General features: G+C 37.8%; 27 protein-coding genes, 1 tRNA gene and 3 pseudogenes. 4 read left to right on the top strand and 27 right to left on the bottom strand.

The window, feature by feature from the left end; all coding sequences use genetic code 11:
• Positions 1-4 precede the first annotated feature (4 nt).
• The 8 genes from ACWPVL_RS09420 to ACWPVL_RS09385 form a co-directional block, all read right to left on the bottom strand.
• A complete protein-coding gene (locus ACWPVL_RS09420; RefSeq protein WP_454388491.1) occupies positions 5-880 on the bottom strand; it encodes an ABC transporter ATP-binding protein in 876 nt (291 codons plus the stop codon).
• Between the two features lie 183 nt (positions 881-1,063).
• The gene (locus ACWPVL_RS09415; protein WP_454388489.1) at positions 1,064-1,240 is read right to left on the bottom strand and encodes a hypothetical protein; all 177 of its coding nucleotides are present in this window, start codon (positions 1,238-1,240) and stop codon (positions 1,064-1,066) included.
• A gap of 147 nt (positions 1,241-1,387) precedes the next feature.
• A complete protein-coding gene (locus ACWPVL_RS09410) occupies positions 1,388-1,978 on the bottom strand; it encodes an SP0191 family lipoprotein (protein ID WP_454388487.1) in 591 nt (196 codons plus the stop codon).
• A 264-nt stretch (positions 1,979-2,242) separates the two neighbouring features.
• The gene (locus tag ACWPVL_RS09405) at positions 2,243-3,907 is read right to left on the bottom strand and encodes a DAK2 domain-containing protein (protein WP_125372506.1); all 1,665 of its coding nucleotides are present in this window, start codon (positions 3,905-3,907) and stop codon (positions 2,243-2,245) included.
• A 2-nt stretch (positions 3,908-3,909) separates the two neighbouring features.
• Positions 3,910-4,275: an Asp23/Gls24 family envelope stress response protein gene (locus ACWPVL_RS09400; RefSeq protein ID WP_005591747.1), complete on the bottom strand. Its 366-nt coding sequence runs from the start codon at positions 4,273-4,275 to the stop codon at positions 3,910-3,912.
• Positions 4,276-4,420: 145 nt separating this feature from the next.
• Positions 4,421-4,609 (bottom strand): 50S ribosomal protein L28, encoded by a 189-nt coding sequence (gene rpmB, locus ACWPVL_RS09395; RefSeq protein ID WP_001140948.1) that lies wholly within the window; start codon positions 4,607-4,609, stop codon positions 4,421-4,423.
• A 135-nt stretch (positions 4,610-4,744) separates the two neighbouring features.
• Positions 4,745-5,410, bottom strand: a complete 666-nt coding sequence (locus tag ACWPVL_RS09390) for a LiaF transmembrane domain-containing protein (protein ID WP_062123570.1) — start codon at positions 5,408-5,410, stop codon at positions 4,745-4,747.
• Between the two features lie 5 nt (positions 5,411-5,415).
• Complete coding sequence (locus tag ACWPVL_RS09385; RefSeq protein WP_015605723.1) at positions 5,416-5,862, bottom strand: LytTR family DNA-binding domain-containing protein; 447 nt, start codon at positions 5,860-5,862, stop codon at positions 5,416-5,418.
• A 404-nt stretch (positions 5,863-6,266) separates the two neighbouring features.
• On the opposite strand from ACWPVL_RS09385, the gene ACWPVL_RS09380 reads away from it, so the two are divergent.
• Positions 6,267-6,530: a SemiSWEET family transporter gene (locus tag ACWPVL_RS09380; protein ID WP_005591744.1), complete on the top strand. Its 264-nt coding sequence runs from the start codon at positions 6,267-6,269 to the stop codon at positions 6,528-6,530.
• Positions 6,531-6,583: 53 nt separating this feature from the next.
• On the opposite strand, the gene ACWPVL_RS09375 is transcribed toward ACWPVL_RS09380, so the two are convergent.
• Positions 6,584-6,656, bottom strand: a tRNA-Thr gene (locus ACWPVL_RS09375).
• A 213-nt stretch (positions 6,657-6,869) separates the two neighbouring features.
• Here ACWPVL_RS09375 and ACWPVL_RS09370 point away from each other — a divergent pair.
• The 3 genes from ACWPVL_RS09370 (at position 6,870) to ACWPVL_RS09360 (ending at position 8,291) form a co-directional block, all read left to right on the top strand.
• Positions 6,870-7,322: a DUF3290 family protein gene (locus ACWPVL_RS09370; protein ID WP_061910633.1), complete on the top strand. Its 453-nt coding sequence runs from the start codon at positions 6,870-6,872 to the stop codon at positions 7,320-7,322.
• A complete protein-coding gene (locus tag ACWPVL_RS09365) occupies positions 7,322-7,951 on the top strand; it encodes a DUF421 domain-containing protein (RefSeq protein WP_454388483.1) in 630 nt (209 codons plus the stop codon). Before ACWPVL_RS09370 ends, ACWPVL_RS09365 begins: the two co-directional genes overlap by 1 nt.
• Before the next feature lie 136 nt (positions 7,952-8,087).
• Positions 8,088-8,291, top strand: coding sequence for a CsbD family protein (locus ACWPVL_RS09360; RefSeq protein ID WP_148877744.1), 204 nt, complete (start codon positions 8,088-8,090; stop codon positions 8,289-8,291).
• Positions 8,292-8,629: 338 nt separating this feature from the next.
• Here ACWPVL_RS09360 and ACWPVL_RS09355 read toward each other — a convergent pair whose 3' ends face one another.
• The 18 genes and pseudogenes from ACWPVL_RS09355 to ACWPVL_RS09270 all read right to left on the bottom strand — a co-directional run bounded on the left by ACWPVL_RS09355 (position 8,630) and on the right by ACWPVL_RS09270 (position 22,666).
• Positions 8,630-9,142 (bottom strand): GNAT family N-acetyltransferase, encoded by a 513-nt coding sequence (locus ACWPVL_RS09355; protein WP_454388481.1) that lies wholly within the window; start codon positions 9,140-9,142, stop codon positions 8,630-8,632.
• 777 nt (positions 9,143-9,919) lie between these two features.
• Positions 9,920-10,969, bottom strand: coding sequence for a DUF389 domain-containing protein (locus ACWPVL_RS09350; RefSeq protein ID WP_454388479.1), 1,050 nt, complete (start codon positions 10,967-10,969; stop codon positions 9,920-9,922).
• Between the two features lie 276 nt (positions 10,970-11,245).
• Positions 11,246-11,551, bottom strand: a pseudogene (locus ACWPVL_RS09345) (DUF898 family protein).
• Between the two features lie 58 nt (positions 11,552-11,609).
• Positions 11,610-12,050: pseudogene (locus ACWPVL_RS09340) on the bottom strand (FtsX-like permease family protein); the annotation flags it as partial.
• Between the two features lie 558 nt (positions 12,051-12,608).
• Entirely contained in the window at positions 12,609-13,190 is a 582-nt protein-coding gene (locus ACWPVL_RS09335; protein WP_014633791.1) for a TMEM175 family protein, read from the bottom strand.
• 219 nt (positions 13,191-13,409) lie between these two features.
• Positions 13,410-13,544, bottom strand: a complete 135-nt coding sequence (locus ACWPVL_RS09330) for a hypothetical protein (RefSeq protein ID WP_000667627.1) — start codon at positions 13,542-13,544, stop codon at positions 13,410-13,412.
• A gap of 43 nt (positions 13,545-13,587) precedes the next feature.
• Positions 13,588-13,926 (bottom strand): Cd(II)/Zn(II)-sensing metalloregulatory transcriptional regulator CadX, encoded by a 339-nt coding sequence (gene cadX, locus ACWPVL_RS09325; protein WP_002889640.1) that lies wholly within the window; start codon positions 13,924-13,926, stop codon positions 13,588-13,590.
• 11 nt (positions 13,927-13,937) lie between these two features.
• Complete coding sequence (locus ACWPVL_RS09320) at positions 13,938-14,552, bottom strand: CadD family cadmium resistance transporter (protein WP_002911684.1); 615 nt, start codon at positions 14,550-14,552, stop codon at positions 13,938-13,940.
• Positions 14,553-14,851: 299 nt separating this feature from the next.
• Positions 14,852-16,915, bottom strand: a complete 2,064-nt coding sequence (locus ACWPVL_RS09315; RefSeq protein ID WP_002893754.1) for a heavy metal translocating P-type ATPase — start codon at positions 16,913-16,915, stop codon at positions 14,852-14,854.
• Position 16,916: 1 nt separating this feature from the next.
• Positions 16,917-17,195, bottom strand: coding sequence for a DUF6110 family protein (locus tag ACWPVL_RS09310; RefSeq protein WP_002902306.1), 279 nt, complete (start codon positions 17,193-17,195; stop codon positions 16,917-16,919).
• Positions 17,196-17,375: 180 nt separating this feature from the next.
• Positions 17,376-17,966, bottom strand: a pseudogene (locus ACWPVL_RS09305) (IS256 family transposase); the annotation flags it as partial.
• Positions 17,967-18,455: 489 nt separating this feature from the next.
• A complete protein-coding gene (locus tag ACWPVL_RS09300) occupies positions 18,456-19,505 on the bottom strand; it encodes a DUF389 domain-containing protein (RefSeq protein ID WP_000126416.1) in 1,050 nt (349 codons plus the stop codon).
• Entirely contained in the window at positions 19,502-19,825 is a 324-nt protein-coding gene (locus ACWPVL_RS09295) for a potassium channel family protein (RefSeq protein ID WP_000825751.1), read from the bottom strand. The genes ACWPVL_RS09300 and ACWPVL_RS09295 overlap by 4 nt, the downstream gene beginning before the upstream one ends.
• Positions 19,822-20,181, bottom strand: coding sequence for a hypothetical protein (locus tag ACWPVL_RS09290; RefSeq protein ID WP_000397555.1), 360 nt, complete (start codon positions 20,179-20,181; stop codon positions 19,822-19,824). Before ACWPVL_RS09290 ends, ACWPVL_RS09295 begins: the two co-directional genes overlap by 4 nt.
• Positions 20,106-20,408 carry a TMEM175 family protein gene (locus ACWPVL_RS09285; protein ID WP_006151097.1) on the bottom strand — a complete coding sequence of 101 codons (303 nt, stop codon included), beginning with the start codon at positions 20,406-20,408 and terminating at the stop codon, positions 20,106-20,108. The genes ACWPVL_RS09290 and ACWPVL_RS09285 overlap by 76 nt, the downstream gene beginning before the upstream one ends.
• Before the next feature lie 353 nt (positions 20,409-20,761).
• Positions 20,762-21,154 carry a 30S ribosomal protein S9 gene (gene rpsI / locus ACWPVL_RS09280; protein WP_002902303.1) on the bottom strand — a complete coding sequence of 131 codons (393 nt, stop codon included), beginning with the start codon at positions 21,152-21,154 and terminating at the stop codon, positions 20,762-20,764.
• Between the two features lie 18 nt (positions 21,155-21,172).
• Positions 21,173-21,619 (bottom strand): 50S ribosomal protein L13, encoded by a 447-nt coding sequence (gene rplM / locus ACWPVL_RS09275; protein ID WP_048763282.1) that lies wholly within the window; start codon positions 21,617-21,619, stop codon positions 21,173-21,175.
• 183 nt (positions 21,620-21,802) lie between these two features.
• Positions 21,803-22,666: a DegV family protein gene (locus tag ACWPVL_RS09270; protein ID WP_454388475.1), complete on the bottom strand. Its 864-nt coding sequence runs from the start codon at positions 22,664-22,666 to the stop codon at positions 21,803-21,805.
• Positions 22,667-22,790: the final 124 nt, after the last annotated feature.

The following is a 22,790-nucleotide window of genomic DNA, read 5'->3' as shown; positions in this document are numbered from 1 at the left end:
TCCTTTACTCTTGTGTCGTCTCAAAAATACTATCCAGTAGGGTGCGATTGCGGACTTCGATTTCTTCAATCGTACAGCCATGCTCCTGCAGAATTTGCCAGACTTGACTGGCATCCTTGGTCGCAAAGGACAGGGCCTTTTGCTTGATTTCAATCTCTGTCACACCAGCTATCTTTTCCACAACTTCTTTATAGGAAAGGGGCAGGGTGAAGTGTTTTTCCTGCTCTTCCTTGCGCATGGCATAAGGCGTGGTATCGCGGATTAGCTCTCCCTTATGAAGCACCAAAATCCTGTCAGCCGTATGCTCCACTTCTTCAATGTAGTGGGAAGAATAGACAATAGTCACGCCTTGCTTCTTGAGCTGATCCACAATTTCCCAGAAATGCTGGCGGGTCGAGGTATCCATGGCCGAAGTCGGCTCATCCAAGAAGAGAATCTTTGGACGGCCAATCAAGGCTAAAATAAAGGAGAAGAGGCGTTTTTGACCACCAGAGAGCTTGGAAGCCAGCTGGTTCTTTTGCTTGTCAGAAAAGCCCAACAAGGCATCGATTTCCTCCTCAGACAGGCCATTGGGATAGATGGATCGAAAGAAAGCAAGGAGTTCCTTGACTTTCAAATCTCCCACTACTGTATTTTCCTGTGGCAAAATGGCAACCATCTCTTTTAAACGATTATCCGTTGGCTTTAGCCCCTGAACTAGTGCTTGACCAGAAGTCAGGAATTTATCGCCTAGGAGACAGTCCATCAGAGTTGTTTTGCCAGCTCCGTTGGGGCCAATTAGAGCCACACAATCCCCTTCTTCAATGTCAAAGGAAATGTGGCGCAAAATCTCTTTCCCCCGAATGCTTTTAGATAGCTTTTTCACTTCAATCAATTTCATGATCTTCCTCCTTAATAAAATCATAGATGAGCGGCCAGATGACAAAGACAACTAGAATCACTCCCCCTACTCCTATATAAAATTGCCGGGGTAGAAATTCCAACAGAAAACCCGGTATCATCTGAAAACACCATACACCCATTGCAACTCCAATGAATAAGAGGGTCAAGTGCTTTTTCATTTCTACTTTCCCCTTTTGCTTAACTTAGCCACTTCCTTTAGGACATAGCTAGCCATTCCCAAGCTAGCAAAAATCTCCCAAGGAAAGCGGTAAAGACTTGCTCCGCTCATTCCTGCCAACTGATAAAATATCATCCCAACAAGACTCAAGACTGCTACTTTTATCAACCATATTTTCATATAACTACTCCCTATTTCTTCATTTCTTACTTGTATTATAAAACTTCCTGCATCTTCCGACTAGATGATTTTGTCATTAGACTATATGACAAATGTCATGGTTTCTAGGCAGCAAAAAAAGACGAGATAACTCGCCTTTATACACTCTTATTCTTCTTTCAAGCCGCCTAATTTCATACCTAAAATAAACATTGAAGGAGAGGCGTCTTTTATGTCATTAAGTCCCAAGTCTTTAAAGAAAGATAGGCTTGCTACTTTCGCTATATCCATTTTCTCAAAATCCAGATCAACTATGGCCTGTAGTTTCTTATCAGCTGTTACGGAGTATTCAATCGTCACTCCTTCCATATTCCTAGCTTCCACGTAGTTTGGTTCCGATTCCATTCCTTCTCGAATGATAGCGGTCATTTCCTCTGGGCTCATAGTAGCTGCAGCACCACTGGCTTCTTCTGGCAAATTACTCAACAGCTCCATTCGAAGCTTCAAGAGTTTGTCTCCTCGATAGGTCACCGTATCACGATGATGGATGCCTTTGAGGTCTCCGACCAAGGTTTTAGAGACAATAGCTGTACTTTCAGAAGAAGCACTCGTAGAGGAGTCACTTGAGCTCGAGCTAGAACTTGTTTTAGCAACCTTTGATTCAGCTGGAACTTTCGGACGATGCTTGCCAGATTTTGGAAATACGCAACCTGTCAATAACACAGAAGCAGAAATAATTAGAATAAATAACTTTTTCATAGCACACCTTTTCTTTTTATTTTTTTCCAGTATACCATAATACCACTATCTTGTCTAAATCTTACATATAAAAAAATTAAAGAGGCTGGTGCAAAAGTCCTAGCCTCTCAATTGTCTTTGAATTGTCGAGCAAAGACGCAGTGGTTGAGCGGGCTCTACTACGCTGATTTCATCAACTTTTACAGCCCTACTCAACTGTGCGGAGGTGGGACGACGAAATCGAATTCTAACGAATGACCGATTTCTGTCCCACTCCCAAATAAATTATTCTACACTGAAAATATATGGATACACTGGCTGATTTCCTTGGTGGATCTCAACTTCTAGATCTTCATATTCTTCCATCAGATCTTGAGCCAGGCCATTTGCCAATTCCTCGTCACCATCTTCACCGATATAGATGGAAACAATCTCACTGTCTTCATCCAACATCTTCGCAAAGGTTGCTTTTAAAGTTGTTAACATATCTGGATTTGACACCAGGATTTTGCCATCAACCATACCCAAGTTATCATTTTCATGGATTTCGAGACCATCAATGGTCGTATCACGAACCGCTGTCGTAACACTACCACTAACCACATCGCTCAAGGCCGCTGTCATTCTCTCATGGTTCTCTTCGATTGTTTTTCCACTATCAAAGGCCAAAAGGCTTGTCAAACCTTGAGGAAGCGTGCGTGTTTCAATCACTGTCGTTGGTTGCTCAAGCACTTCTGCTGCAGATTGAGCCGCCATGAAGATATTTTTATTGTTTGGCAGGAAAATGATATTGCGCGCATTCACCTGGTCAACAGCCTTGATAAAGTCCTCTGTAGAAGGGTTCATAGTCTGACCACCAGAAATGATATAGTCCACACCCTGAGCTTTGAAGATTTCAGCAAGACCGTCACCAGCTACAACTGCGATAATAGCGTATTCTTTTTCTTCAGCTGGCTTGGTAGCTTTTTCTTCCTTCTCAAGCTGGGCTTCGTGCTGGTTACGCATGTTGTCCACTTTTACCTTGACAAGGCTACCATACTTCAGTCCTTCTTGCATAACAAGACCTGGATCTTCTGTATGAACGTGCACTTTCACGATTTCATCATCATTAACTACCAGCAAGGAATCCCCAAGCTCATTCAAATAATTACGGAATTCATCATAGTCAAAGTCCTTGACATAGGTTGGTCCTTGCTTCAAAGCCACCATGATTTCTGTACAATAACCAAAAGTGATGTCTTCTGTCGCCACATGGCCTGCTACAGATTTGTGGTGTTCAGCATTGATCATCTCAGTCATCGTAGCCGGAGTCGCTTGGAAATCTTCTGATGCGATATATTCACCAGTCAGGGCAGAAAGGAAGCCTTCATAGATAAAGACCAAACCTTGACCACCAGAGTCCACAACGCCAACTTCTTTGAGAACTGGTAACATATCTGGCGTTTTAGCAAGGGCAGCCTTTGCTCCTTCAAGAGCCGCTTTCATAACTTCGACAGCATCATTTGTCGCTTCAGCTTTCTTTTTAGCACCGATGGCCGCACCACGAGAAACGGTCAAAATTGTTCCCTCAACTGGCTTCATAACAGCCTTATAGGCTACTTCTACACCAGACTGGAAGGCAAGAGCCAAAGCTTGTCCGTCAAGCTCATCTTTTCCTTTTACGCTTTGTGAAAAACCACGGAAGAGCTGAGACGTGATAACACCAGAGTTCCCACGCGCACCCATCAAGAGTCCCTTAGCAAAGATAGCTGCCACTTCGCCAACTGTTGAAGCTGACTTATCAGCGACTTCTTTGGCACCATTTTCAATGGTCATGCCCATATTGGTTCCTGTATCACCATCTGGAACTGGGAAAACATTTAAAGAATTGACATATTCAGCCTGTTTATTTAAACGAGTTGATGCCGCCTGCACCATTTCTTGAAATAAACTAGTAGTAATATTTGACACGATTATTCTCCTACAACTTTAATATTTTGGATATAGACATTCACTGTATGGGCAGTGATCCCAAGTTGATTTTCCAAACTAAACTTAACGCGTTCTTGGATATTCTTGGAAACTTCACTGATTTTAATGCCGTAGCTCAAAACGGTATAAACATCAACTGCAATACCACCATCCTCAGACGTTTTTACTACCACACCCTTGGCATAGTTTTCTTTACCCAAAAGAGCTTGAAAGTTGTCTTTAATTGCATTTTTGCTGGCCATTCCAACCACACCAAAAATTTCGGTTGCTGCGCCGCCAACAATGGTTGCAATGACATCATCAGTCAGTTCAATTTGACCATCTTTTGTATTGATTTTTACAGTCATCATTTGTACCTCAAAAGTATTTTATAGTTTATTTTACCATATTTTAGACAGGGTGTAAAAGAGGAAGGGCAGAAATAAACTGTCTAGTCTGAAAATTCAACAACAAAAAAGGGAAGGAATAAATCTTTCCAATCCCTTTCATGTATTAAACGCGTTCAACTTTACCTGACTTAAGCGCGCGAGCTGAAGCCCAAACTTTTTTAGGTTTTCCGTCGATCAAAACAGTAACTTTTTGAAGATTTGGTTTAACAGCGCGTTTTGTTTGGTTCATCGCGTGAGAGCGGTTGTTTCCAGATACAGTCTTACGACCTGTAAAGTAACATACTTTAGCCATTAGTGTGTTTCCTCCTATTAGATCTAATATTACGGATGTGCTAGCACCACATACCGTACTATATTATCAAAAAACTTGGCGTTTGGCAAGTACATTTTCCCAAACTTTACAATTTCTAATCAATAATCCGTTTTCTTAGATGTAAACAATCTTCAAAGAGCCAAAGGCAACATTGCCGCGCACATATAAAGTCTTGTCTTTCTCATTGACATTATGCGGATTGACCACTGTACCGAAAGCATTGTCCACATTTAGCTCTACTTGCCAGTTACTTGGGATATAAAGCGTCGCACTACTGAAGGCTACTTCCACATCAAAACTAGCAGAATCACCTAAAATTCTGGCATTATCAAAATATACGGTCGCACTACCAAAAACACATTCTACTTTATCATGGACGAAATTCTCCGAATTGATATAGCGAGTGCCGCTGCCAAAAGAAATCTCTCCTTCCGTTGTAGACAAGCCCTTTCTAGACAAACAACGAACGCCCCAGATCCTTCTCGGTTTAAAAATCATGTTAAGCCCAATGCAGGCCAAAACACCACCCATTACCAAGGTGCCTGTAGAGATTGCCAAGAAGTGATAGACAGAATTAGCAATTACCAGAGCAATAATCGTCATGATCAGAGCAGCACCAAAATCTCGCTCCAAGAAATTTTCCAAGGCAAAATACGCAAACATGCCGACCAAAAGCAGAGGCCAGATATTAAAATTGAACATAGGAATACCAAAGTTTCCCTGAAGCAAAATCCAGCCGGCTAAAACCAAAAAACCGACGCCTAGAATTGTTTTTTTCATGATGATTACCTCACTTCACTTAACTTTTCTTTTAGTAATTGATAATAATGCCTTGAAACATGCACCTTTTTATGCGTTTCAGAAAACTGGACGGAACTGGTACCCGAGAAAGACTTTTCTAGAGAATAAATCGCCCTAGCATTAGCAATGGTTGACTTGGAAATTCTGCAAAAATAGCGGGGCAGCAATTCCTCTAGCTCGTAGAGCTTCAACTTGACCTCATAGGCATCATTGCGTGCGTGAGCAAAGATCTTGGCTCCATCGGTCTCGAAAAAGAGGATCTCCGCCAAGTCCACAAAATACTCACTATTTTCCTTATAAAAAAGAATAGCTGGAGCAGTCGCTTCATTCAAAGCATCTTGAATCTTCTGAATCCTCTCATCAATCCGCGATACTCGAATCACCAATTCTGTATCAGCTAAACGATCGTCTAGCTCAATCCGAACCTTCATAAGCACTCCTCCCCTCTTTCTATCTTCATTATAACAATTTCTTGAAAAGAAACAAGGGACTTTCAGTAAGTGGTCAATTTGGAGCAGTAAGTGGTTGTTTTAAAAGATTAAAATGAAATAAAAAATCTTGAATTTTCCAAACATAAGGCTTCAAAGAAATTGATCATTACCTATTTTTTCAACACGACAATACTGATTTACTACTATTTCTATGATCATAAGCTCTCTATCCAGCCTAACAATGGATAAATCGGGTATGAAGAATTCTAACGCTCCTTCTCAAACTACACTTGGCTCTTTCGCTTAGTTTTAGATAAAAACTAAAACTTATTCTCCATACTGGCTTACGTCTCATTTGACAATTTTTTTCCGTTTTGATATAATGGACGATCAGGAGGTATCGTATGTCAAAACAAAAAATTAATCGTTTTGTCGGATCTATTGGAGCTTTTATTGGAATTCTTGTATTCGTCGCTTATATTCCACAAATTATCGCAAACTTACAAGGATCCAAAGCTCAACCTTTCCAACCACTATTCGCAGCAGTTTCTTGCCTGATTTGGGTTATCTACGGTTGGACAAAAGAACCTAAAAAAGACTGGATCCTCATTATTCCCAATGCTGCGGGCGTGATATTAGGTGGCCTAACTTTTCTTACTTCTTTATAAGAATTATATAAACAAAACCAGCAACCCCATAAAAAAGGTGCTGGTTTTCTTTCTGCCGATTGCAGGGTTCGAACCTGTGACCTACGCGTTACGAGTGCGTTGCTCTACCAACTGAGCTAAATCGGCCTCTACCTGTCTCCTATTCTAGCACTCTGAATGATTTTGTCAAGTTCTATTGCAATTTTGAAACTCGGATGAAGTGAAATATTCTACTTAGGAATATACAGCTTCCATATTTCAAACAAGTTCTAGAAAACTTTATTTTTTCTATATAAAGCTATTGATGTAGGTGCTGAATTGTTTTATAATAGCTTGAATTCAAAAAAAGTGAGGAATCTTATGAAATTCTATTCATATGACTATGTACTGAGTCAGATTAGCCAGCAGAATTGGGTGATGGTGATTGTATCCGCCTGCTTGGTTTTGGTGACGGGATTTTTCGCCTTTAAGGCCTATAAAGATAAACGAGGAAGTAAATTCCGTGAACTGTCCATTATTTCTATTTTGACCTTAGTAGCCTTTGTTCTGATTAGCATTACGAATTTCCAAAACAATCAGTCAAATGACAATCAATTCCGTAGCTCCTTGCATTTTATTGAGGTTGTCTCAAAAGAATTAGGCGTTGAGAAGGAAGAGGTCTACGTCAATACTTCAGCTACGACAGATGGCGCAATCATCAAGGTTGGCAAACAATTCTACCGTGCTATTAGCGGAACCGACCAAGATAGCTATTTATTAGAAAAAATGGAACTGTACAAATCAGACGTTGAACTTGTGGAGGTTGAAAAATAATGAGTTTTTTTATTACAATTGCAATTAAGTTAGCTTTGGGACTTGTTTCCCTCGTTTTTGTCATCAATGTGACAGGTAAGGGAAATTTAGCTCCAAGCTCCGCAACAGACCAAGTACAAAACTTTGTTCTCGGTGGCATTATCGGCGGGGTCATCTACAATAGCTCCATTACTATCCTTCAATATGCAGTCATCCTAATCATCTGGACCATTCTGATCTTGCTCTTAAAATGGCTAAACACCAATGTTTCCTATATCAAACATCTGATTGACGGGAAGCCAACTATTATCATCAAAAACGGTAAACTGGATCCTGAAGCCTGCCGTTCAAAAGGACTATCCGCATCAGATATCGCTTTGAAATTACGCTCTCAAGGAGTCTTCCAACTGAAAGAAGTCAAAAGAGCTGTCATCGAGCAAAATGGCCAATTGATTATCGTAAGAATTGGCGACGAAAATCCGAAATATCCAATCATTACCGATGGAGTTGTCCAACTTGAAATCTTAGAAACTATCGGCAAGTCAGAAGAATGGTTGATGACCGAATTACAAAAAGAAGGCTTTGAAAATGTCTCCGATATCTTCATTGCAGAATATGACAAAGGCGAAATTAATGTCGTGACTTATTAAAAATTATTTGTCATTTCGTAGCAGTTATTTGCTTTTTCTTAGTAAAGAGTCTATACTTGTATGTATTATCTCGCTTGAATGAGTATCAAACCGCATCCAACTTAGATAATACATTTAATAAAGGGAGGAAATTTCCATGTCAATCGAAGAAAAATTCAACCAAGCTAAAGGTTCTCTCAAAGAAGGATTGGGAAAACTTACTGGCGATACAAAAACTCAAGCAGAAGGCACTGCTGAAAAACTAGCTTCAAAAGCGAAAGAAGTTGCTGAAGACGCAAAAGGCGCTGTTGAAGGTGCTATCGAAGGCGTTAAAAACATTATCAAAAAAGACGAAGAATAATCATCATCTGTCGTTCTTATAAAAAACACTCTTATCCAATGCTTTTAGTAAAACTATGGATAAGGGTGTTTTTCTATATTGCTAAGGCATTGATTTTTCAGAAGAGAATAAAACTATCTCATGAATGTCAAACTAAGATACACAGGAGCCAGGTTAACAAAACAAGCTGGAGTTTCACTACAGCCTGTTTCTGGAGCCTTAACTCATAGTGATAAACAGGTAACAAAAGCATATGTAATTACAGCTGATTCGCTAATCAAACAGTTGATGAAAATTCTTGAATGTCTGCAAAGGTTGATAACTCCATCTATCCTGTCAGTAAACCGGGAATGATGATGTTATCGATTCGTTATCTCAAATACTGCTGTATGAACCCACTCATTATGAATGTGTAAGTCATTTTCTATCATTCTACTAAAGATGAAACCATTTTTTAAAAGCACTCTCTGGGAGGCCAGATTATCCGTTGCTGTTCCTGCAATGATTCTATTGAAACCATAAGTAATAAAGGCTTTTTCTAAAACGAGCTTAACCGCTTCGCTTGCATAGCCTAAATTAGTAACATTTTCTCCAATCCTATATCCAAGTTCTGCTGTTTTTCTATCGCTCCCTAAAACACTTAAATTGATTCTTCCGACCATCCTGCCTTGCGAATCTCTAATAAGATGCATGTAGACATCATGATTTTCTTGTTCCGTTAACAATTCCCTTGTAATTTCTTTAAAACCTTCTGAATCAAAATAGTTAGCTGGTCTGGGAGGTAAATTCCGCTCAAAATATTCCCGATTTTCTTTTTCAAAAGCATATACATCTATACTATTTTCTTCAGACAGCAACTCTAAACTTATCATTTCCAACCATCTCCCACCATTATCTACATTCAAATTTTCTTATCTTTACGCAAAATAACATTTATAGAATTTAAACAAATACTTTTGTTTGTCATATCGTTTTTACATTATAACACAAAAGACCATTAACAAAATAATATTCAAGATTAAGGTGAAAATAAGGTAAACTTTGAGGTAAACTTTTCAAAAAAACACGAAAAAAGCACCCATGAGGTGCTTTGAAACGTTGATATAATCGTATTGATTAACGTTTTGAGAACTGGCTAGCTTTACGAGCTTTCTTAAGACCTGGTTGGAAACACTTTTATTTGAATAAGTTTCAATATCCGCTTAAAATCAATGTTTTCCCACATTTACAGAAAACAGAATTTCATCTAATTTGAATAAATTTCAGTTGAATGGTGTGAATTTTACCCTAAAAATACACGAATTGAGCTAGATTTTACCAAAAAGTTCACACCATTAGTTAAATTATTTTTTGTTACATACATTTTTTAGATGATAGATCTCCTAATTTATTTCTTATAGCATTTGAGCAAACCTCCGTTATCAGAAAACAACCAGAAAGAAAACCGCAAAATTAATATTTTCTTTCTGGTTGTTTTTATAAATTGAATTTGCAGTAAAATACTTTACTCATTTACACTATCCCTTTCTTCTATGTACTTTCTTTCATCTAAAGAAAAACCTCGTATTCATCAATTTTATTTTGTTATAGGTAAGAAAGAATAACAAACAAGAAAAACACGGCATAAAAACCTATTCAGTTCATCGTCCTCAATCCTTGTCTGCTTCATTTTCTTTTACGAGATCTTTTTGCGAATCCTTTTCAGAGAGTTTTTGATCGATATACTTGTCAATGGTTTCATAAAATTCCTTGGTCGCTTCACTATCTAATTTTGTCGAATTATGGACTTGATTGACTTTCAATTGAACAGATTGAATACCGTAAGAGGCTTGTTTTTGGTGAATTATTTCTAATTCTTCTTCTGAAATCGGGTCACCAACAATTGTCAAGACCAATTCATTGTCCCTTGACTTGTAGACTTGATTGATGACCGTATAATTGGCAAACTCTTTTCCTACAAACTGTTTGACACCTTCTTTTCGCGCTTGTTCTATAGTCAGAGTAACCGCCGAATAACCGGCTGGAACAACCAATAATACAATCAAGGAGATCAACCCAATTCTCATTTTAATATTTAGCTCTTTAAATGAACTTAAGGGAGATTTTCTCATCATAATTCTTGTTCCAACAATGTTGATTAGCATGATAAAGACACAGTTAATCAAGAAAAGATAGAGAGCCCCAAATAAAAATCGTACATTTCCATTAGCTAAACCATAGCCGGCAGTGCAGATAGGTGGCATCAGAGCTGTAGCAATGGCTACTCCTGGCACAATATTGTTTGCTTCTTTTTTCCTTGAACCGATCACACCAGCAATCCCACCGGCAATAGCAATGAGGACATCCCAAATCGTTGGAGAAGTTCGTGCAATCAACTCGCTACTTGCATAAGATAAGGGAGTAATCCAGAAATACAGAGTCGATACAAGTAAACTGACCAATACTTGAGTAAGTAAAACCCCTAGAGCTTGCTTAACTAAACGAGTGTCAAAAATAGCTAAACCTAATCCTAGTCCAACAATCGGTGTCATGAGAGGTGAAATTAACATGGCCCCTATAATAACAGCTGTTGAATTCATATTTAGTCCGATAGAGGCAATAAAAATTGCACACATCAAAATCGCTATATCTCTCGATCTAACATGAAGATCATCGTATAATTTTTCACGGTATTCCCGTGTTGAATAGTTTCTGGTCATTGGTTACTCCTTTTATTTCATATAATTTTTTCTGCCTGGATGATGGTAGAGAGACTTCTGTCCAATCTTACATATTTTTAATGCTCACCTGTCATTCTTTTGAAAATTATCCTTTAAATATCCATCAATCCATCCTTAACATTATATCAAAAATTTTACAGTCTTTCTCTGAAGAAATCAATTAATCTAAAAGATAGAGAAAGGAAGTAATTTTTGTTTCCTTATCCGAAGATGAAAAAACGTTATCTCCTCTGAAAGAAGATGCCGTTTTAATCTTTAAACATGATGAGTGTGTTTGACAATCCATTGCTCCATTTTTATGTTCAACCAGAAGCCATAGATTCCAAACATGATGATGGTTAGAAGAAACTACTTGATCCAGTTACCGAACAGTTGTGCTCCATTCCCGTCAAAGTATAGACGTTGCCCATCCACTACTGTGTGTTTGGTTTTCCAATTTTGCATCATGCAAACCGCCCAAGGTGTTGCGATCCCCAAGGTAAGCCCGCAAATTATGGCTACTAAGACAGAGTATCCAATATAATCTAGGATTCCTCCGTCAAAATAACTTTCAGATTTCATATTATCTCCTTTATTTTTATATGTTTATATTCTAGGCGCTCTATTGCATTATTATTTTTTACATTTGAACAATCTTACGATAACTTCTTGAAGTAATCATAAAGATTAAAACATAGATGAGTGCAAAGATTCCACAGATTGATAAGGTTATCGTCAACATCATGGTCGCATCGACTACTCCAATGACCTTTAGAATCAAGCTCAACATATGATAAGCAAAGGCCAGATGGAGGAAGGCAAAGATTGCAGGAAGAAAGAAAACGGTCAAGATTTGCTTGTTAATAGTTTGCTTGATCTGCTTTTGATCCAAACCAACCTTTTGCAAAATTACAAAGCGTTCGCGATCTTCATATCTTTCAGAGATTTGTTTGTAGTAGATGACTAATACAGTACCGACCATAAAGATAATGGATAGGAAGATACCGATTAAGAAGAAGCTACCAAACATTGCATTGCCTTCTTGGCTATTATTTGCTTTACTAGATCCGTAAACAAGGCTTTCCTGATTTTCAAAATGAAGCGATTGTTTATAAGGAGAGAACAAATCTTGTCCTCTCCAGAGTATGACTTTTTGGTAACCCACTACAGTTGACAAAAATGCCAGATGAGGTGTTTTTTAGCATTCCCTTTTATGGATCAAAAAGTGTTAAAAATAAGACAGTAACCTCAGAATAGCTACTGTCTTAACTCTTTTTTTACTTAAAGCCTTGATAGACTTAACAAATGGTAGAAAAGAGCCTGAATTTGGTGTGAAAAGTGGTGTGAATTTTGTTAAAAAACGTCAAAAAACACCCCATGGTGTGAACCATGAAGTGTTGTAAATGCTGTATTGTAGCCATTTCTTAATGTTTTGAGAACTGTGATGCTTTACGAGACTTTTCAAGCCTGGTTTGGAAAGTATGGGTTTCCGTTGGACTAAAAACAGCGTAATATCAAGGATTTTCAGAACGATATCTACTTTTTAATTTCATAAAATATGAATCAATAAATTATAAATAGGGGAATAGTTTAGGTCTGTAAGCATTAAAATAATACACCTAACTTTGGTCACCGTTTTCTAGTTATTCACTCTTTTTTCAGATAGTGTTTTTAAAGTTATGATGTAAAATGCCGCAATTAAAACACTATACATCATAATCGGAGGATAGAGAATTAAGGATAGAATCAATCCCACTCCTTTAATTATTAGGTCAGGTATCAATAACTTTCTATATTGTGCGGTAGCTTCAAGTAATTCTTTCTGATCTATATTGGGTTTATCAATTACTTTATGTAAAAACCAGTTTGCTACCGTTGAAACAATAACGATCAGTCCATAAAAGAGCTGTGCCGTATGATTCATGAAATGACTACTAACTATTCCAGTAGCATAGGGCATAAATGAAACAAAAAATAAAAGAAACAAATTCCACCAAACAATTTGTTGAGAAATTTTCTCAACCTTTTCCCACAATGTATTTAGTGCCATCCATAACGATCCCAACCAGAAAAAGGAAAGAAAATAAGCAAAGAAATTTTGCCGTAAATCCCAAAAAGCTTGAAGACTTGGTGTCGTTGGTTTTTCTAACTCTAAAATCAAAATGGTCATAATAATTGCTAGAACAGCATCTGTCAATGCAATTAATCTATCTTTCTTCATCGGATTACATCGCCTTTCATTTTGTAGCATTCTATCTCATTGTATAATATTTATTAATTTTAAATATTGGATATTCATTGAATACTTTGAGTACAAACAAGATAGACCAAAAAGCATGTATCGGTCATATTTTATTTAACTTTAGAAATATTCATCCATCTAATCAATAAATATATCATATTTCACAATAAATGACTACTATCAAAGATACATTTTCTTTCAGATTTCTTCCTTTTCAACTTGGCTAACTTGACCTGCATTACCTAGGTCGCTTTGCTTTAAATTATACTTTTTTCTTAAACATTTGATACGAGTAGGTATTTCTTGTGAGTAATTTTCATCAAAAAATTTCATATATAATCTCCCTATAATCATGGTAAAGTAGTAAAAATAGTTGTTATCCTAGTTGATTAAAAAAGTCTTTGATTTCCTCATCCTTTATAAAATAATATATAATTTTCCCCTCTCTTCTAGTGTCCAAGATGTTTTGATTGGCTAGTTTACGAAGATGGTGGGAGGCAGATGCCATACTGAGATTTAATAAACAGGCTATATCGCAGACACAGAGTTCTTCGACGGCAAGGAGATAAAAGATGATATTTATCTGTTTATTATCGGTAAATTTTGATAAAATGCGAAGTGATTTTTGGACTTTTTCCTTTTCAAGGTAGTTCGTTGCGGTTGTAACATTTTGTTGATTTATAACATCCACTTGACAGATACTATCTTTTTTCATAATTTTTTCTCCTAGCCTAACACAGCCCATAGCATGTCAAAGCTGTTGTTTTCAATCAGGATATACATCCCCAATCCTAAATAGACAACGGCAATAAACCATCTGCTATATTTTTCCAAAGTTTCTCCAACAGAAGGGACTTGTGCTAATTTTTGGGCAGAAAAAACCAAGAGATAAATCATGACTAGAAAAGTAAGTAAAGTCACTATCAAATTCGCTAAATTTAAGGTGGTAAAATATGGGACAAAGACACCAATATTGTCAGCGCCACAACTTGCAAAAGTAATCATAGCGACTAGAAAAATCAGGTTTTTATTGTCTTTTCGCAAACCATCTTTTGCAATAGCTTCTCCATCAGAATCTCCTAAAAGCAAAACTTTGAGGCCTAGGAAAATTGGAATCAAACCGAGTAAACCTAAAATCTCTTTACTAGGAATATAATTTAAGACAAATGCAAAAAGCAAACTTAGGAATATTAGACTAACAGAGCCTAGAAATTGTCCTAAATAGATGTTAATGATGTCCTTTCTGCTTTTTCTTTTGGCAAAAAATAACATTAGGATAATAAGTAAGTCTACGGCTGTCCCAGAATACAGGATTATTGAAGTAACAATATTTTGAATCATAAAACACCTCATTCAAATATATTTTTGAATGTATTCTAACATTAACCTTTGTAGATGTCAACTTAAAATCCACCAATTAATAATTGCATGTCAATATTTGTATTGTGAAACTAGTTTCAGAAATATATAGTCTTAAAGTATGTCCACTGCCAATGGTTTTTTCAATATTTAAAAGGAGAGAACCAATTTGGTCCTCTCCAGGGTATAATTTTCCACCAACCCACTACAGTTGACAAAGAACCGTTATTCTCAAATGAGACAACTCCTTTTAGTTTTTATAACCTCAGCTTCTCGGTCTCTTACCTACTTTTAATAGAAAGACTACGAAGGACGATTCTTAAAGTAGTCAGATTGTGCAATATCGAAAGATTAGATGGGCTTAACCAATTTAACAACCCAAATCCAATTAAACTTCCATTTATTACAACTGTTTCTTGAATATTTCTTTGAATTAATTTCTGCAACGATTCAGATAAAGAATTCAATTCCTCGAAGAAATCTAAACGATTATCTAATAATAAAATATCACTCATCTGCTTAGAAATATCAGCACTTTCATTCATCACAACCCCAATATCTGCAAGCGTCAAGGCAGCAGAGTCGTTTAACCCGTCTCCAACCATCAAAATAGTTCGGCCAGCTTTCTGTAATTCCTGAACCAACTGAAACTTACCATCTGGTTTTAAATCAGTATAAACGTTGTCAAATGGCAGATCTTTAACCAACTCTTCTGTTCTAGCCAACGTATCACCAGTTGCCAGAATCAGTTTTTTCCCTTGGCGCTTTAGCTTTTTCAATGCAACTTTCGCCTCGCTTCTCAAGGGAGTGTGGATACAAAACATCCCAATTAATTCTTTCTTATAAGCCAAAAACAATAAATTGTAATGAGTCTTATATTGCTCAATCAAGGCCAGCTGCTCAGAACTAATTCTTACCTGTTCGTCTTGCATTAGTACATAATTTCCAATGACAACCGATTGACCATCAATTTGCGATTTAATCCCTTTGCTTGCAACATACTGAAGCTTGCCATGCATTTCTTCGTGTTCAATGCCTTCAATTTCAGCTTGTTTAACAATTGCATTGGCAATAGGATGATAGATATGTTCCTCCAAACATGCACTTATTCTTAAAATATCTTTCTCAGTATAATCTCCGAAAGGAAGAACCTTTTCAACCAAAGGATAACTCGTCGTGATGGTACCCGTTTTATCAAACAAGAAAGTATCCACTTCCAGATATTTTTCTAATACATCACCATCTTTAATAACCATTTCTCGATTTAGACCTTCCTTTATGGCCGTAAGGTAGGCTACAGGTGTGGATATTTTTAGAGCACATGAAAAATCCACCAATAAAAAGGAAATGGCTTTTGAAAACGAACCTGTTAACAGATAAGTCAAACCAGCACCTAAGAAGTTATATTTTACAACCTTGTCTGCCATCCTAATAAAATGACGTTGTTTTGTCTTCTTACTCTCTTCAGATTTTTTCATCAGATTGATGAGTTGCAAAATACGACTGTTTATCTGATTATCAGTCACACGAATTCTTAACTCTCCTGTTTCCAAAACAGTATTCGCACATACAGAATCTCCCTCTTTCTTTTCAACAGGGAAGCTCTCTCCAGTCAAGGAACTCTCATTGACCATGCCTAATCCTGAAACCACTTGGCCGTCAAACAAGATTTCATTACCTTGGGAGACAACTAATACATCACCTACTTGAACATCAGAACTCTTGATGCTGATGACCATGTCTCCCCGCACTAAGAAAACATCACTTTCTTTAGCAAGAAGGCTTTGTTCCAAATCTGTTGCTGTTTTTTTTAAAGACCACTGATCCAGATGATTACCCAAATCAAGCATAAACATGATGTTGCTAGCTGTCTTGGATTGGTTCATAAACAAGGACAACAAAATGGCCGAACAGTCCAAGACCTCCATGGTTAGTTCCTTGCGCGCTAAAGTTTGATAGGCTTCTTTGACATAACCCAAAGCCTGATAACAAGTCCAAATATAACGAATAGGGTAGGGTACAAAACTTCGAAACAGCAAACGCTTAATCGCTGCACCCGATACAATTGAATAAGCACTCTCTTCTCTACGAATGGGAAGAGTCATCAAGTCCGAAACTTTCCCCTTGTCAATTTTTTTTAAAAAGGCCTCTGCATTTTCTAATACAGAGAAGCCTTCTTTCATACGTAGAGTAAAGTGCTGCTGATCCATATAAAACTGAATAGAGTCGATCCCTTTTTCATCTTTAGCCAAGGAACGAAGATAATCTTGAATATCCAAGGTCAGTGAAAACGAGGACGATAATCGGATATGTTGATATCCTCTGTGTAGCACTTTAAAAGACATATTATTCACCTGTCAGGCTATCTAATTGTTCTTCTTTCTTTTCCTGTTCGTATAAATATTTAGCGTCTTGTAAAACATCATCACCGTGTTGTTTTACAACAGAAACAGATGCATCCAGTCCATCTTTCAATTTGTAAGCTTTAGCCAAGGCCTTAGAATAGCCTTTCTTAGCTTCTTTACTTGCTAAGACTTTCAAGCCAAGCGTCCCAAATGCTACCCCTCCTAAGAAGAGAGATGATTTTTTCGCAACTTTTACGACGTTTAATACTTCTTTTAACATGTTTATTTCCTCCTTGTAACTATTGTAGCGAAAAATGACAGCAAAAGCAATTGCTGATATCTGATATATAGATAAAATTCTCTATACTGATATTTAATTATATTATGATGAAAACAATATACTTTATTTTTTGATACTGTCAATAATTATGTGTAAACACTTAAGTAGAGTTACGGAGTGTTAATTAAATAAGCTTTCAAGTGTATCAGAACATTGACCAAACCCTTTATGGATTCGTTGACTTTGCTTGAAATTATAATCTTCAAACAACGTAACTAAGTAACGTTCCAGAGCCTCCTCATTAGGAAAAAGAACCTTCTTTTTCGTTTGATGTTTGATTTCTTTGTTAAGAGACTCAATGAGGTTTGTCGAATACATGCTGTGCCAAATCTGGTAGGGAAACTGATAAAAAGTTAAAAGATTATCCGTCTTCTCCAGACTTTCCATGACTTTCCTATACTTTGGTTTCCATTCGGCGAGAAAGTCCTCTAAAGCTTGTCCTGCCATTTCTAAATTTTCAGCACGATAAATCATTATAAATTGCCCCAGAATAACCGCTCTATCTGCTCGTTTCACTTTACTAGCTAGATTTCGACTAATATGAATTAAGCAACATTGTTGTTTAGCTAATGGGTGAGCCTGACTGATAATCTGCTCAAGCCCCTTAAAGCCATCTGTAACTACAAGAGAAATCTGTTGGATTCCTTGGTTTTGAAGCTTGTCTAACAGGGTGGACCAAGAAGCATTGTTTTCTTGAGGCAACTGTGCATAGCATATCTCTATGCGACTAAAGTCGCTAGAGCTATCCTAATTGCGCACCGCCAGTTCTCATAGAAAAAAACACCTTGCAAGATGCAAAGTGTTTTCGTTTGTATTCTGCTGTCCAGTAACGAATTAACGTTTACTAAATTGTGATGCTTTACGGGCCTTTTTCAAGCCTGGTTTGGAAAGTATGAATTTCAGTTGGACTAAAAACAGCGTAATATCAAGACTTTTCTCCGCTTTTATAAAAGCTTTTTTCCAATCAAATTCAACTAATTTTATCCGAATGGTGTGGATTTTACCCCCAAAATTACAGAGAATGGAGCTGATAAACACTAAACGTTCACACCATTAGTTAAATGATTTTTTGTTCATCATTTTTCTTAGATGATAGAACTTCTAATTTATTTCTTATTCAAGCAAAAACAACCTGCTATAAGTAAGAAAGAGGAAGATACAAGAAAAACACGGCGTAAAAACCGATTCAGTTCATTGTCCTCAATCCTTGTCTGCTTCATTTTCTTTTACGAGATCGTTTTGTGAATCTTTTTCAGAGAGTTTTTGATCAATATACTTGTCAATGTTTTCATAAAATTCCTTGGTCGCTTCACTATCTAATGTTGGCGAGTTCTGAACTTGATTCACTTTCAATTGAACAGATTGAATACCGTAAGAGGCTTGTTTTTGGTGGAGTGTTTCTAATTCTTCTTCTGAAATCGGATCTCCAACAACCGTCAAGACCAATTCATTGTTACTTGACTTGTAGACTTGATTAATAACCGTATAATTGGCGAACTCTTTTCCTACAAACTGTTTGATCCCTTCTTTGCGCGCTTGTTCTATTGTCAGAGTAACTGCCGAATAGCTAGCTGGAAGAATCAACAATACAATCAAAGATATCAAGCCAATTCTCATTTTAATGCTCAGCTCTTTAAATGAAGTTAAAGGAGATTTTCTCATCAAAATTCTTGTTCCAACAATGTTGGCTAGCATGATAAAGACACAGTTGATCAAGAAAAGATAGAGAGCCCCCAATAAAAATCGTACATTCCCATTAGCTAAACCATAGCCAGCAGTACAGATAGGCGGCATCAGAGCTGTAGCAATGGCTACTCCTGGCACGATATTGTTTGCTTCTTTTTTCCTTGAACCGATCACACCAGCAATCCCACCAGCAATAGCAATGAGGACATCCCAAATGGTTGGAGAGGTTCGTGCAATCAACTCGCTACTTGCATAAGACAAGGGAGAAATCCAGAAATACAGAGTCGAGACAAGCAAACTGACCAACACTTGAGTCAATAAAACCTCTAGAGATTGCTTGATTAAACGCGTATCAAAAATAGCTAAACCGAATCCCAGTCCAACAATCGGTGTCATGAGAGGTGAAATCAACATGGCTCCTATAATGACAGCTGTTGAATTCATATTTAGTCCGATAGAGGCAATAAAAATTGCACACATCAAAATCGCTGTATCTCTCAATCGAACATGAAGGTCATCGTATAATTTCTCACGGTATTCCCGTGTTGAATAATTGGCAGTCATTTGTCCTCTCCTCTTTCCTTATTTAAATTGGTATAATAATTAAAAATAACAGCTGATAAACAGCCAAAAAATATGAGCCCATAAATCGTCAAGAAGACACTGGTAATCCTTCCAATCAAGGTCACAGCTAGGAGATCCCCGTAGCCGACAGTCGTCGAAGTCACAAAAGCATACCAAAGACCGTCTCCGTAATTTGTGATAGCAGGTTCAACTAGGAAAAGCACGCCTCCTGACCCAAAAACAAAGGTCACAAAACTCAGAGCAAACCGAGTAAAACCCGTAACCTGCATAATATGCCATAACATTTTTAAACGTTTCATTTGTTCTCCTTATTCATACTAGCTCCTGACCGAGCCGTTTTTTTCCAATAATCAAAGTGAAGATAGGACATGATCTCCATCAGAGAAAGATAGACAAACTGATAGATCTGATTTAAGCTGATTATCAACTGATATTGTTTGAAAAATGACTGGAAGAAAGACCAGATATGACTGTCTTGAATCAGTCCCTTCTTAATATCAGACAGGATATTAGCTAAAGCTCCCAAGGACTGAAACGGTAAATCCTTGACATTTATATAGATCCGGTCCACCACATCATTCAGACTGGTATCTTGGATGGCATGAAATTCTCCAAAGAGAACTCCTGCCGCTCCAAGAGTAGAAACAAATTCCACCAAATAATTTCTGAGGAAATTTTCTCAACCTTTTCCCATAATGTGTTTAGTGCCATCCATAACGATCCCAACCAGAAAAAGGAAAGAAAACAAGCAAAGAAATTTTGCCGTAAATCCCAAAAAGCTTCAAGACTTGGTGTTGTTGGTTTTTCTAACTCTAAAACCAAGATGGTCATAATAATTGCTAGAACAGCATCTGTCAATACAATTAATCTGTCTTTCTTCATCGGATTGCATCCCCTTTCTTTTTTGTAACATTCTATCTTATCGCATAATATTGGATATTCTTTCATAATCCGACTACAAACAAAAATAAACCAAAAAGTATGTCCCTATTATACTATATTTAACTCTAGAAGTATTCATCCATCTAATTAATAAATATATCATATTTCACAATAAGTGAATACTATCAAAGATTCATCCCCTTTCACTTCATCATGTAGTGTTGCTTAGATTTATCAAAAACAACCAAATTTGTATTAATTTCAAGTATCACCTAGTTACAAAAATTTGGGGTGAACAGAAAAAGCATCCCGTATTTTTGATACGAAATGCTTTCAATAAGTTTAAATAAGTTTTAACGTTTACTAAATTGTGATGCTTTACGAGCTTTTTTCAAGCCTGGTTTCTTACGTTCTACCATACGGGCATCACGAGTAAGAAGGCCTGCGCGTTTCAATGAATCGCGGAAGTCTGGGTCTACTTGAAGAAGGGCACGAGCGATACCGTGACGGATAGCGCCTGATTGACCAGCGTAGCCACCACCATCAACGTTTACGAAAACGTCGTATTGACCAACAGTTGAAGTAACTGCGAATGGTTGGTTGATAACCAAACGAAGGTCAGCGTGTGGGATGTACTCTTCAACATCTTTTTTGTTTACAGTGATTTTACCAGTTCCTGGAACAAGGCGAACGCGTGCAACAGCGTTTTTACGACGTCCAGTACCTGCATATTGTGCTTGTGACATACTTTATTGTTCCTTTCCTTAGATAAGTCCTGAAATATCAAGAACTTCTGGTTGTTGTGCAGCGTGAGTGTGCTCAGCGCCTACAAATACTTTCAACTTCATACCTTGAGCACGGCCAAGAGTATTGTGTGGAAGCATACCTTTAACTGATTTTTCGATCAAACGAACAGCGTTCTTAGAGCGAAGTTCACCAGCAGTGATAGACTTCAAACCACCTGGGTACATTGAGTGAGTGTAGTAAACTTTATCAGTTGCTTTTTTACCAGTCAATTTAACTTTTTCAGCGTTGATAACGATTACGAAGTCACCTGTATCAGTGTGTGGTGTGAATGTTGGTTTGTTTTTTCCACGAAGTACGCTTGATACAACTGCAGAAAGGCGTCCAAGAGGTACATCAGTAGCGTCTACTACATACCATTTGCGTTCAACTTCACCTGGCTTAGCCATGTATGTTGTTTTGTTCATGATTTCTCCTATATGAATATCGTTTTTGTTTACAGGGCGGATGTTCCGGTCCGCGAGTTATTTGAAAGGTTCCGGGGCCTTACAAATGGGGTAAACAATACCGCCTACTATCATACCAAATTTTCTAACCAAAAGTCAATATATTTGATGCAATTATTTATAAAATAACGATTTCATTTCCATTTAGTCTGAAAGTTCACTGCCAATGCTAAAGAGTCCTAGAGTACCTGGACCAGTATGCGTCGAAATAACCGGGCCGAGAGGCAGAATCAGGACTTCTGTAACCTGTCCAGAAGCCAACAGCTGCTCCTTGACATTTTCAGCGACTTCTTTTTCACCTGCATAGGCGACTACAACCCGTGGATCAGAAATCGTCTCTAAGGTCATCCGAACCACCTCAGCCTGCGCCTTCTTCTTGCCCCGCACCTTAGCGACCGAATCCAGACTTCCGTCAGCTGTCACTGCGATGATGGGCTTGATATTGACCAAGCTTCCCATAAGAGCCGCTGCCTTGGAAATGCGGCCACCCCGCATGAGGTGATTGAGGTCATCTACTAAGAAATAGGTCTTTACTCTAGGCACTAGACTTTGAAGCAAAGCTGCCGTCTGCTCTAGGCTTTGACCTGCTGCTCTCGCTTCTACAGCCTTCATGACCAAGAGCCCTTCACCCATCGAAGCTGCCTTGGTATCAAGGATAGTGATGATTGCCTCAGGATAGTCCTCTAAAACCATCTCCCGCGCCATGACTGCACTTTGGTAGGTACCAGACAGAGCGGAAGCAAAAGCCACATAGAGAACCGCTGTACCCTCCTGAGCATACTGGCGGAAAACATCTTCAAATTGGCCAACATTGATCTGGCTGGTAGTCGGCTTGCTGCCAGACTCCATCTTGGCTAAAAGCTGCTCACTGGTCAGCTTATCCGGTCCGACAGTCTCGTAGGTTTGAGCATCCAACTGAATGGTCAAGCCCAGAACCTGCACATCATGTTCTTGTGTCCAGCTTTCTGGCAGGTCTGCCGTCGAATCCGTTAAAATTTTAAAGGTCATCTTTTTTCTCCATCATTTTTTAGTTGCCACAGAGAAGGCTTCTCCATGGACATAAGCGGGTTAGTAGTGGTGATTTGACTGCCACCATATCGGGACTAGCTATTAGAAATTTCTTGCTTTTTAG

The sequence above is a fragment of the Streptococcus sp. Marseille-Q8145 genome, assembly GCF_965112035.1.
The sequence above is the reverse complement of the archived record's forward strand: the minus strand, read 5'-3'. Positions and strand labels throughout refer to the sequence as shown.

What these genes read in the sequence shown, in the direction of transcription:
- ACWPVL_RS09420 (WP_454388491.1), bottom strand. Translation starts at nt 880, where the DNA reads ATGAAATTGATTGAAGTGAAAAAGCTATCTAAAAGCATTCGGGGGAAA.
- ACWPVL_RS09415 (WP_454388489.1), bottom strand. Translation starts at nt 1,240, where the DNA reads ATGAAAATATGGTTGATAAAAGTAGCAGTCTTGAGTCTTGTTGGGATG.
- ACWPVL_RS09410 (WP_454388487.1), bottom strand. Translation starts at nt 1,978, where the DNA reads ATGAAAAAGTTATTTATTCTAATTATTTCTGCTTCTGTGTTATTGACA.
- ACWPVL_RS09400 (WP_005591747.1), bottom strand. Translation starts at nt 4,275, where the DNA reads ATGACTGTAAAAATCAATACAAAAGATGGTCAAATTGAACTGACTGAT.
- rpmB (WP_001140948.1), bottom strand. Translation starts at nt 4,609, where the DNA reads ATGGCTAAAGTATGTTACTTTACAGGTCGTAAGACTGTATCTGGAAAC.
- ACWPVL_RS09390 (WP_062123570.1), bottom strand. Translation starts at nt 5,410, where the DNA reads ATGAAAAAAACAATTCTAGGCGTCGGTTTTTTGGTTTTAGCCGGCTGG.
- ACWPVL_RS09385 (WP_015605723.1), bottom strand. Translation starts at nt 5,862, where the DNA reads ATGAAGGTTCGGATTGAGCTAGACGATCGTTTAGCTGATACAGAATTG.
- ACWPVL_RS09380 (WP_005591744.1), top strand. Translation starts at nt 6,267, where the DNA reads ATGTCAAAACAAAAAATTAATCGTTTTGTCGGATCTATTGGAGCTTTT.
- ACWPVL_RS09370 (WP_061910633.1), top strand. Translation starts at nt 6,870, where the DNA reads ATGAAATTCTATTCATATGACTATGTACTGAGTCAGATTAGCCAGCAG.
- ACWPVL_RS09365 (WP_454388483.1), top strand. Translation starts at nt 7,322, where the DNA reads ATGAGTTTTTTTATTACAATTGCAATTAAGTTAGCTTTGGGACTTGTT.
- ACWPVL_RS09360 (WP_148877744.1), top strand. Translation starts at nt 8,088, where the DNA reads ATGTCAATCGAAGAAAAATTCAACCAAGCTAAAGGTTCTCTCAAAGAA.
- ACWPVL_RS09355 (WP_454388481.1), bottom strand. Translation starts at nt 9,142, where the DNA reads ATGATAAGTTTAGAGTTGCTGTCTGAAGAAAATAGTATAGATGTATAT.
- ACWPVL_RS09350 (WP_454388479.1), bottom strand. Translation starts at nt 10,969, where the DNA reads ATGACCAGAAACTATTCAACACGGGAATACCGTGAAAAATTATACGAT.
- ACWPVL_RS09335 (WP_014633791.1), bottom strand. Translation starts at nt 13,190, where the DNA reads ATGAAGAAAGATAGATTAATTGCATTGACAGATGCTGTTCTAGCAATT.
- ACWPVL_RS09330 (WP_000667627.1), bottom strand. Translation starts at nt 13,544, where the DNA reads ATGAAATTTTTTGATGAAAATTACTCACAAGAAATACCTACTCGTATC.
- cadX (WP_002889640.1), bottom strand. Translation starts at nt 13,926, where the DNA reads ATGAAAAAAGATAGTATCTGTCAAGTGGATGTTATAAATCAACAAAAT.
- ACWPVL_RS09320 (WP_002911684.1), bottom strand. Translation starts at nt 14,552, where the DNA reads ATGATTCAAAATATTGTTACTTCAATAATCCTGTATTCTGGGACAGCC.
- ACWPVL_RS09315 (WP_002893754.1), bottom strand. Translation starts at nt 16,915, where the DNA reads ATGTCTTTTAAAGTGCTACACAGAGGATATCAACATATCCGATTATCG.
- ACWPVL_RS09310 (WP_002902306.1), bottom strand. Translation starts at nt 17,195, where the DNA reads ATGTTAAAAGAAGTATTAAACGTCGTAAAAGTTGCGAAAAAATCATCT.
- ACWPVL_RS09300 (WP_000126416.1), bottom strand. Translation starts at nt 19,505, where the DNA reads ATGACTGCCAATTATTCAACACGGGAATACCGTGAGAAATTATACGAT.
- ACWPVL_RS09295 (WP_000825751.1), bottom strand. Translation starts at nt 19,825, where the DNA reads ATGAAACGTTTAAAAATGTTATGGCATATTATGCAGGTTACGGGTTTT.
- ACWPVL_RS09285 (WP_006151097.1), bottom strand. Translation starts at nt 20,408, where the DNA reads ATGAAGAAAGACAGATTAATTGTATTGACAGATGCTGTTCTAGCAATT.
- rpsI (WP_002902303.1), bottom strand. Translation starts at nt 21,154, where the DNA reads ATGTCACAAGCACAATATGCAGGTACTGGACGTCGTAAAAACGCTGTT.
- rplM (WP_048763282.1), bottom strand. Translation starts at nt 21,619, where the DNA reads ATGAACAAAACAACATACATGGCTAAGCCAGGTGAAGTTGAACGCAAA.
- ACWPVL_RS09270 (WP_454388475.1), bottom strand. Translation starts at nt 22,666, where the DNA reads ATGACCTTTAAAATTTTAACGGATTCGACGGCAGACCTGCCAGAAAGC.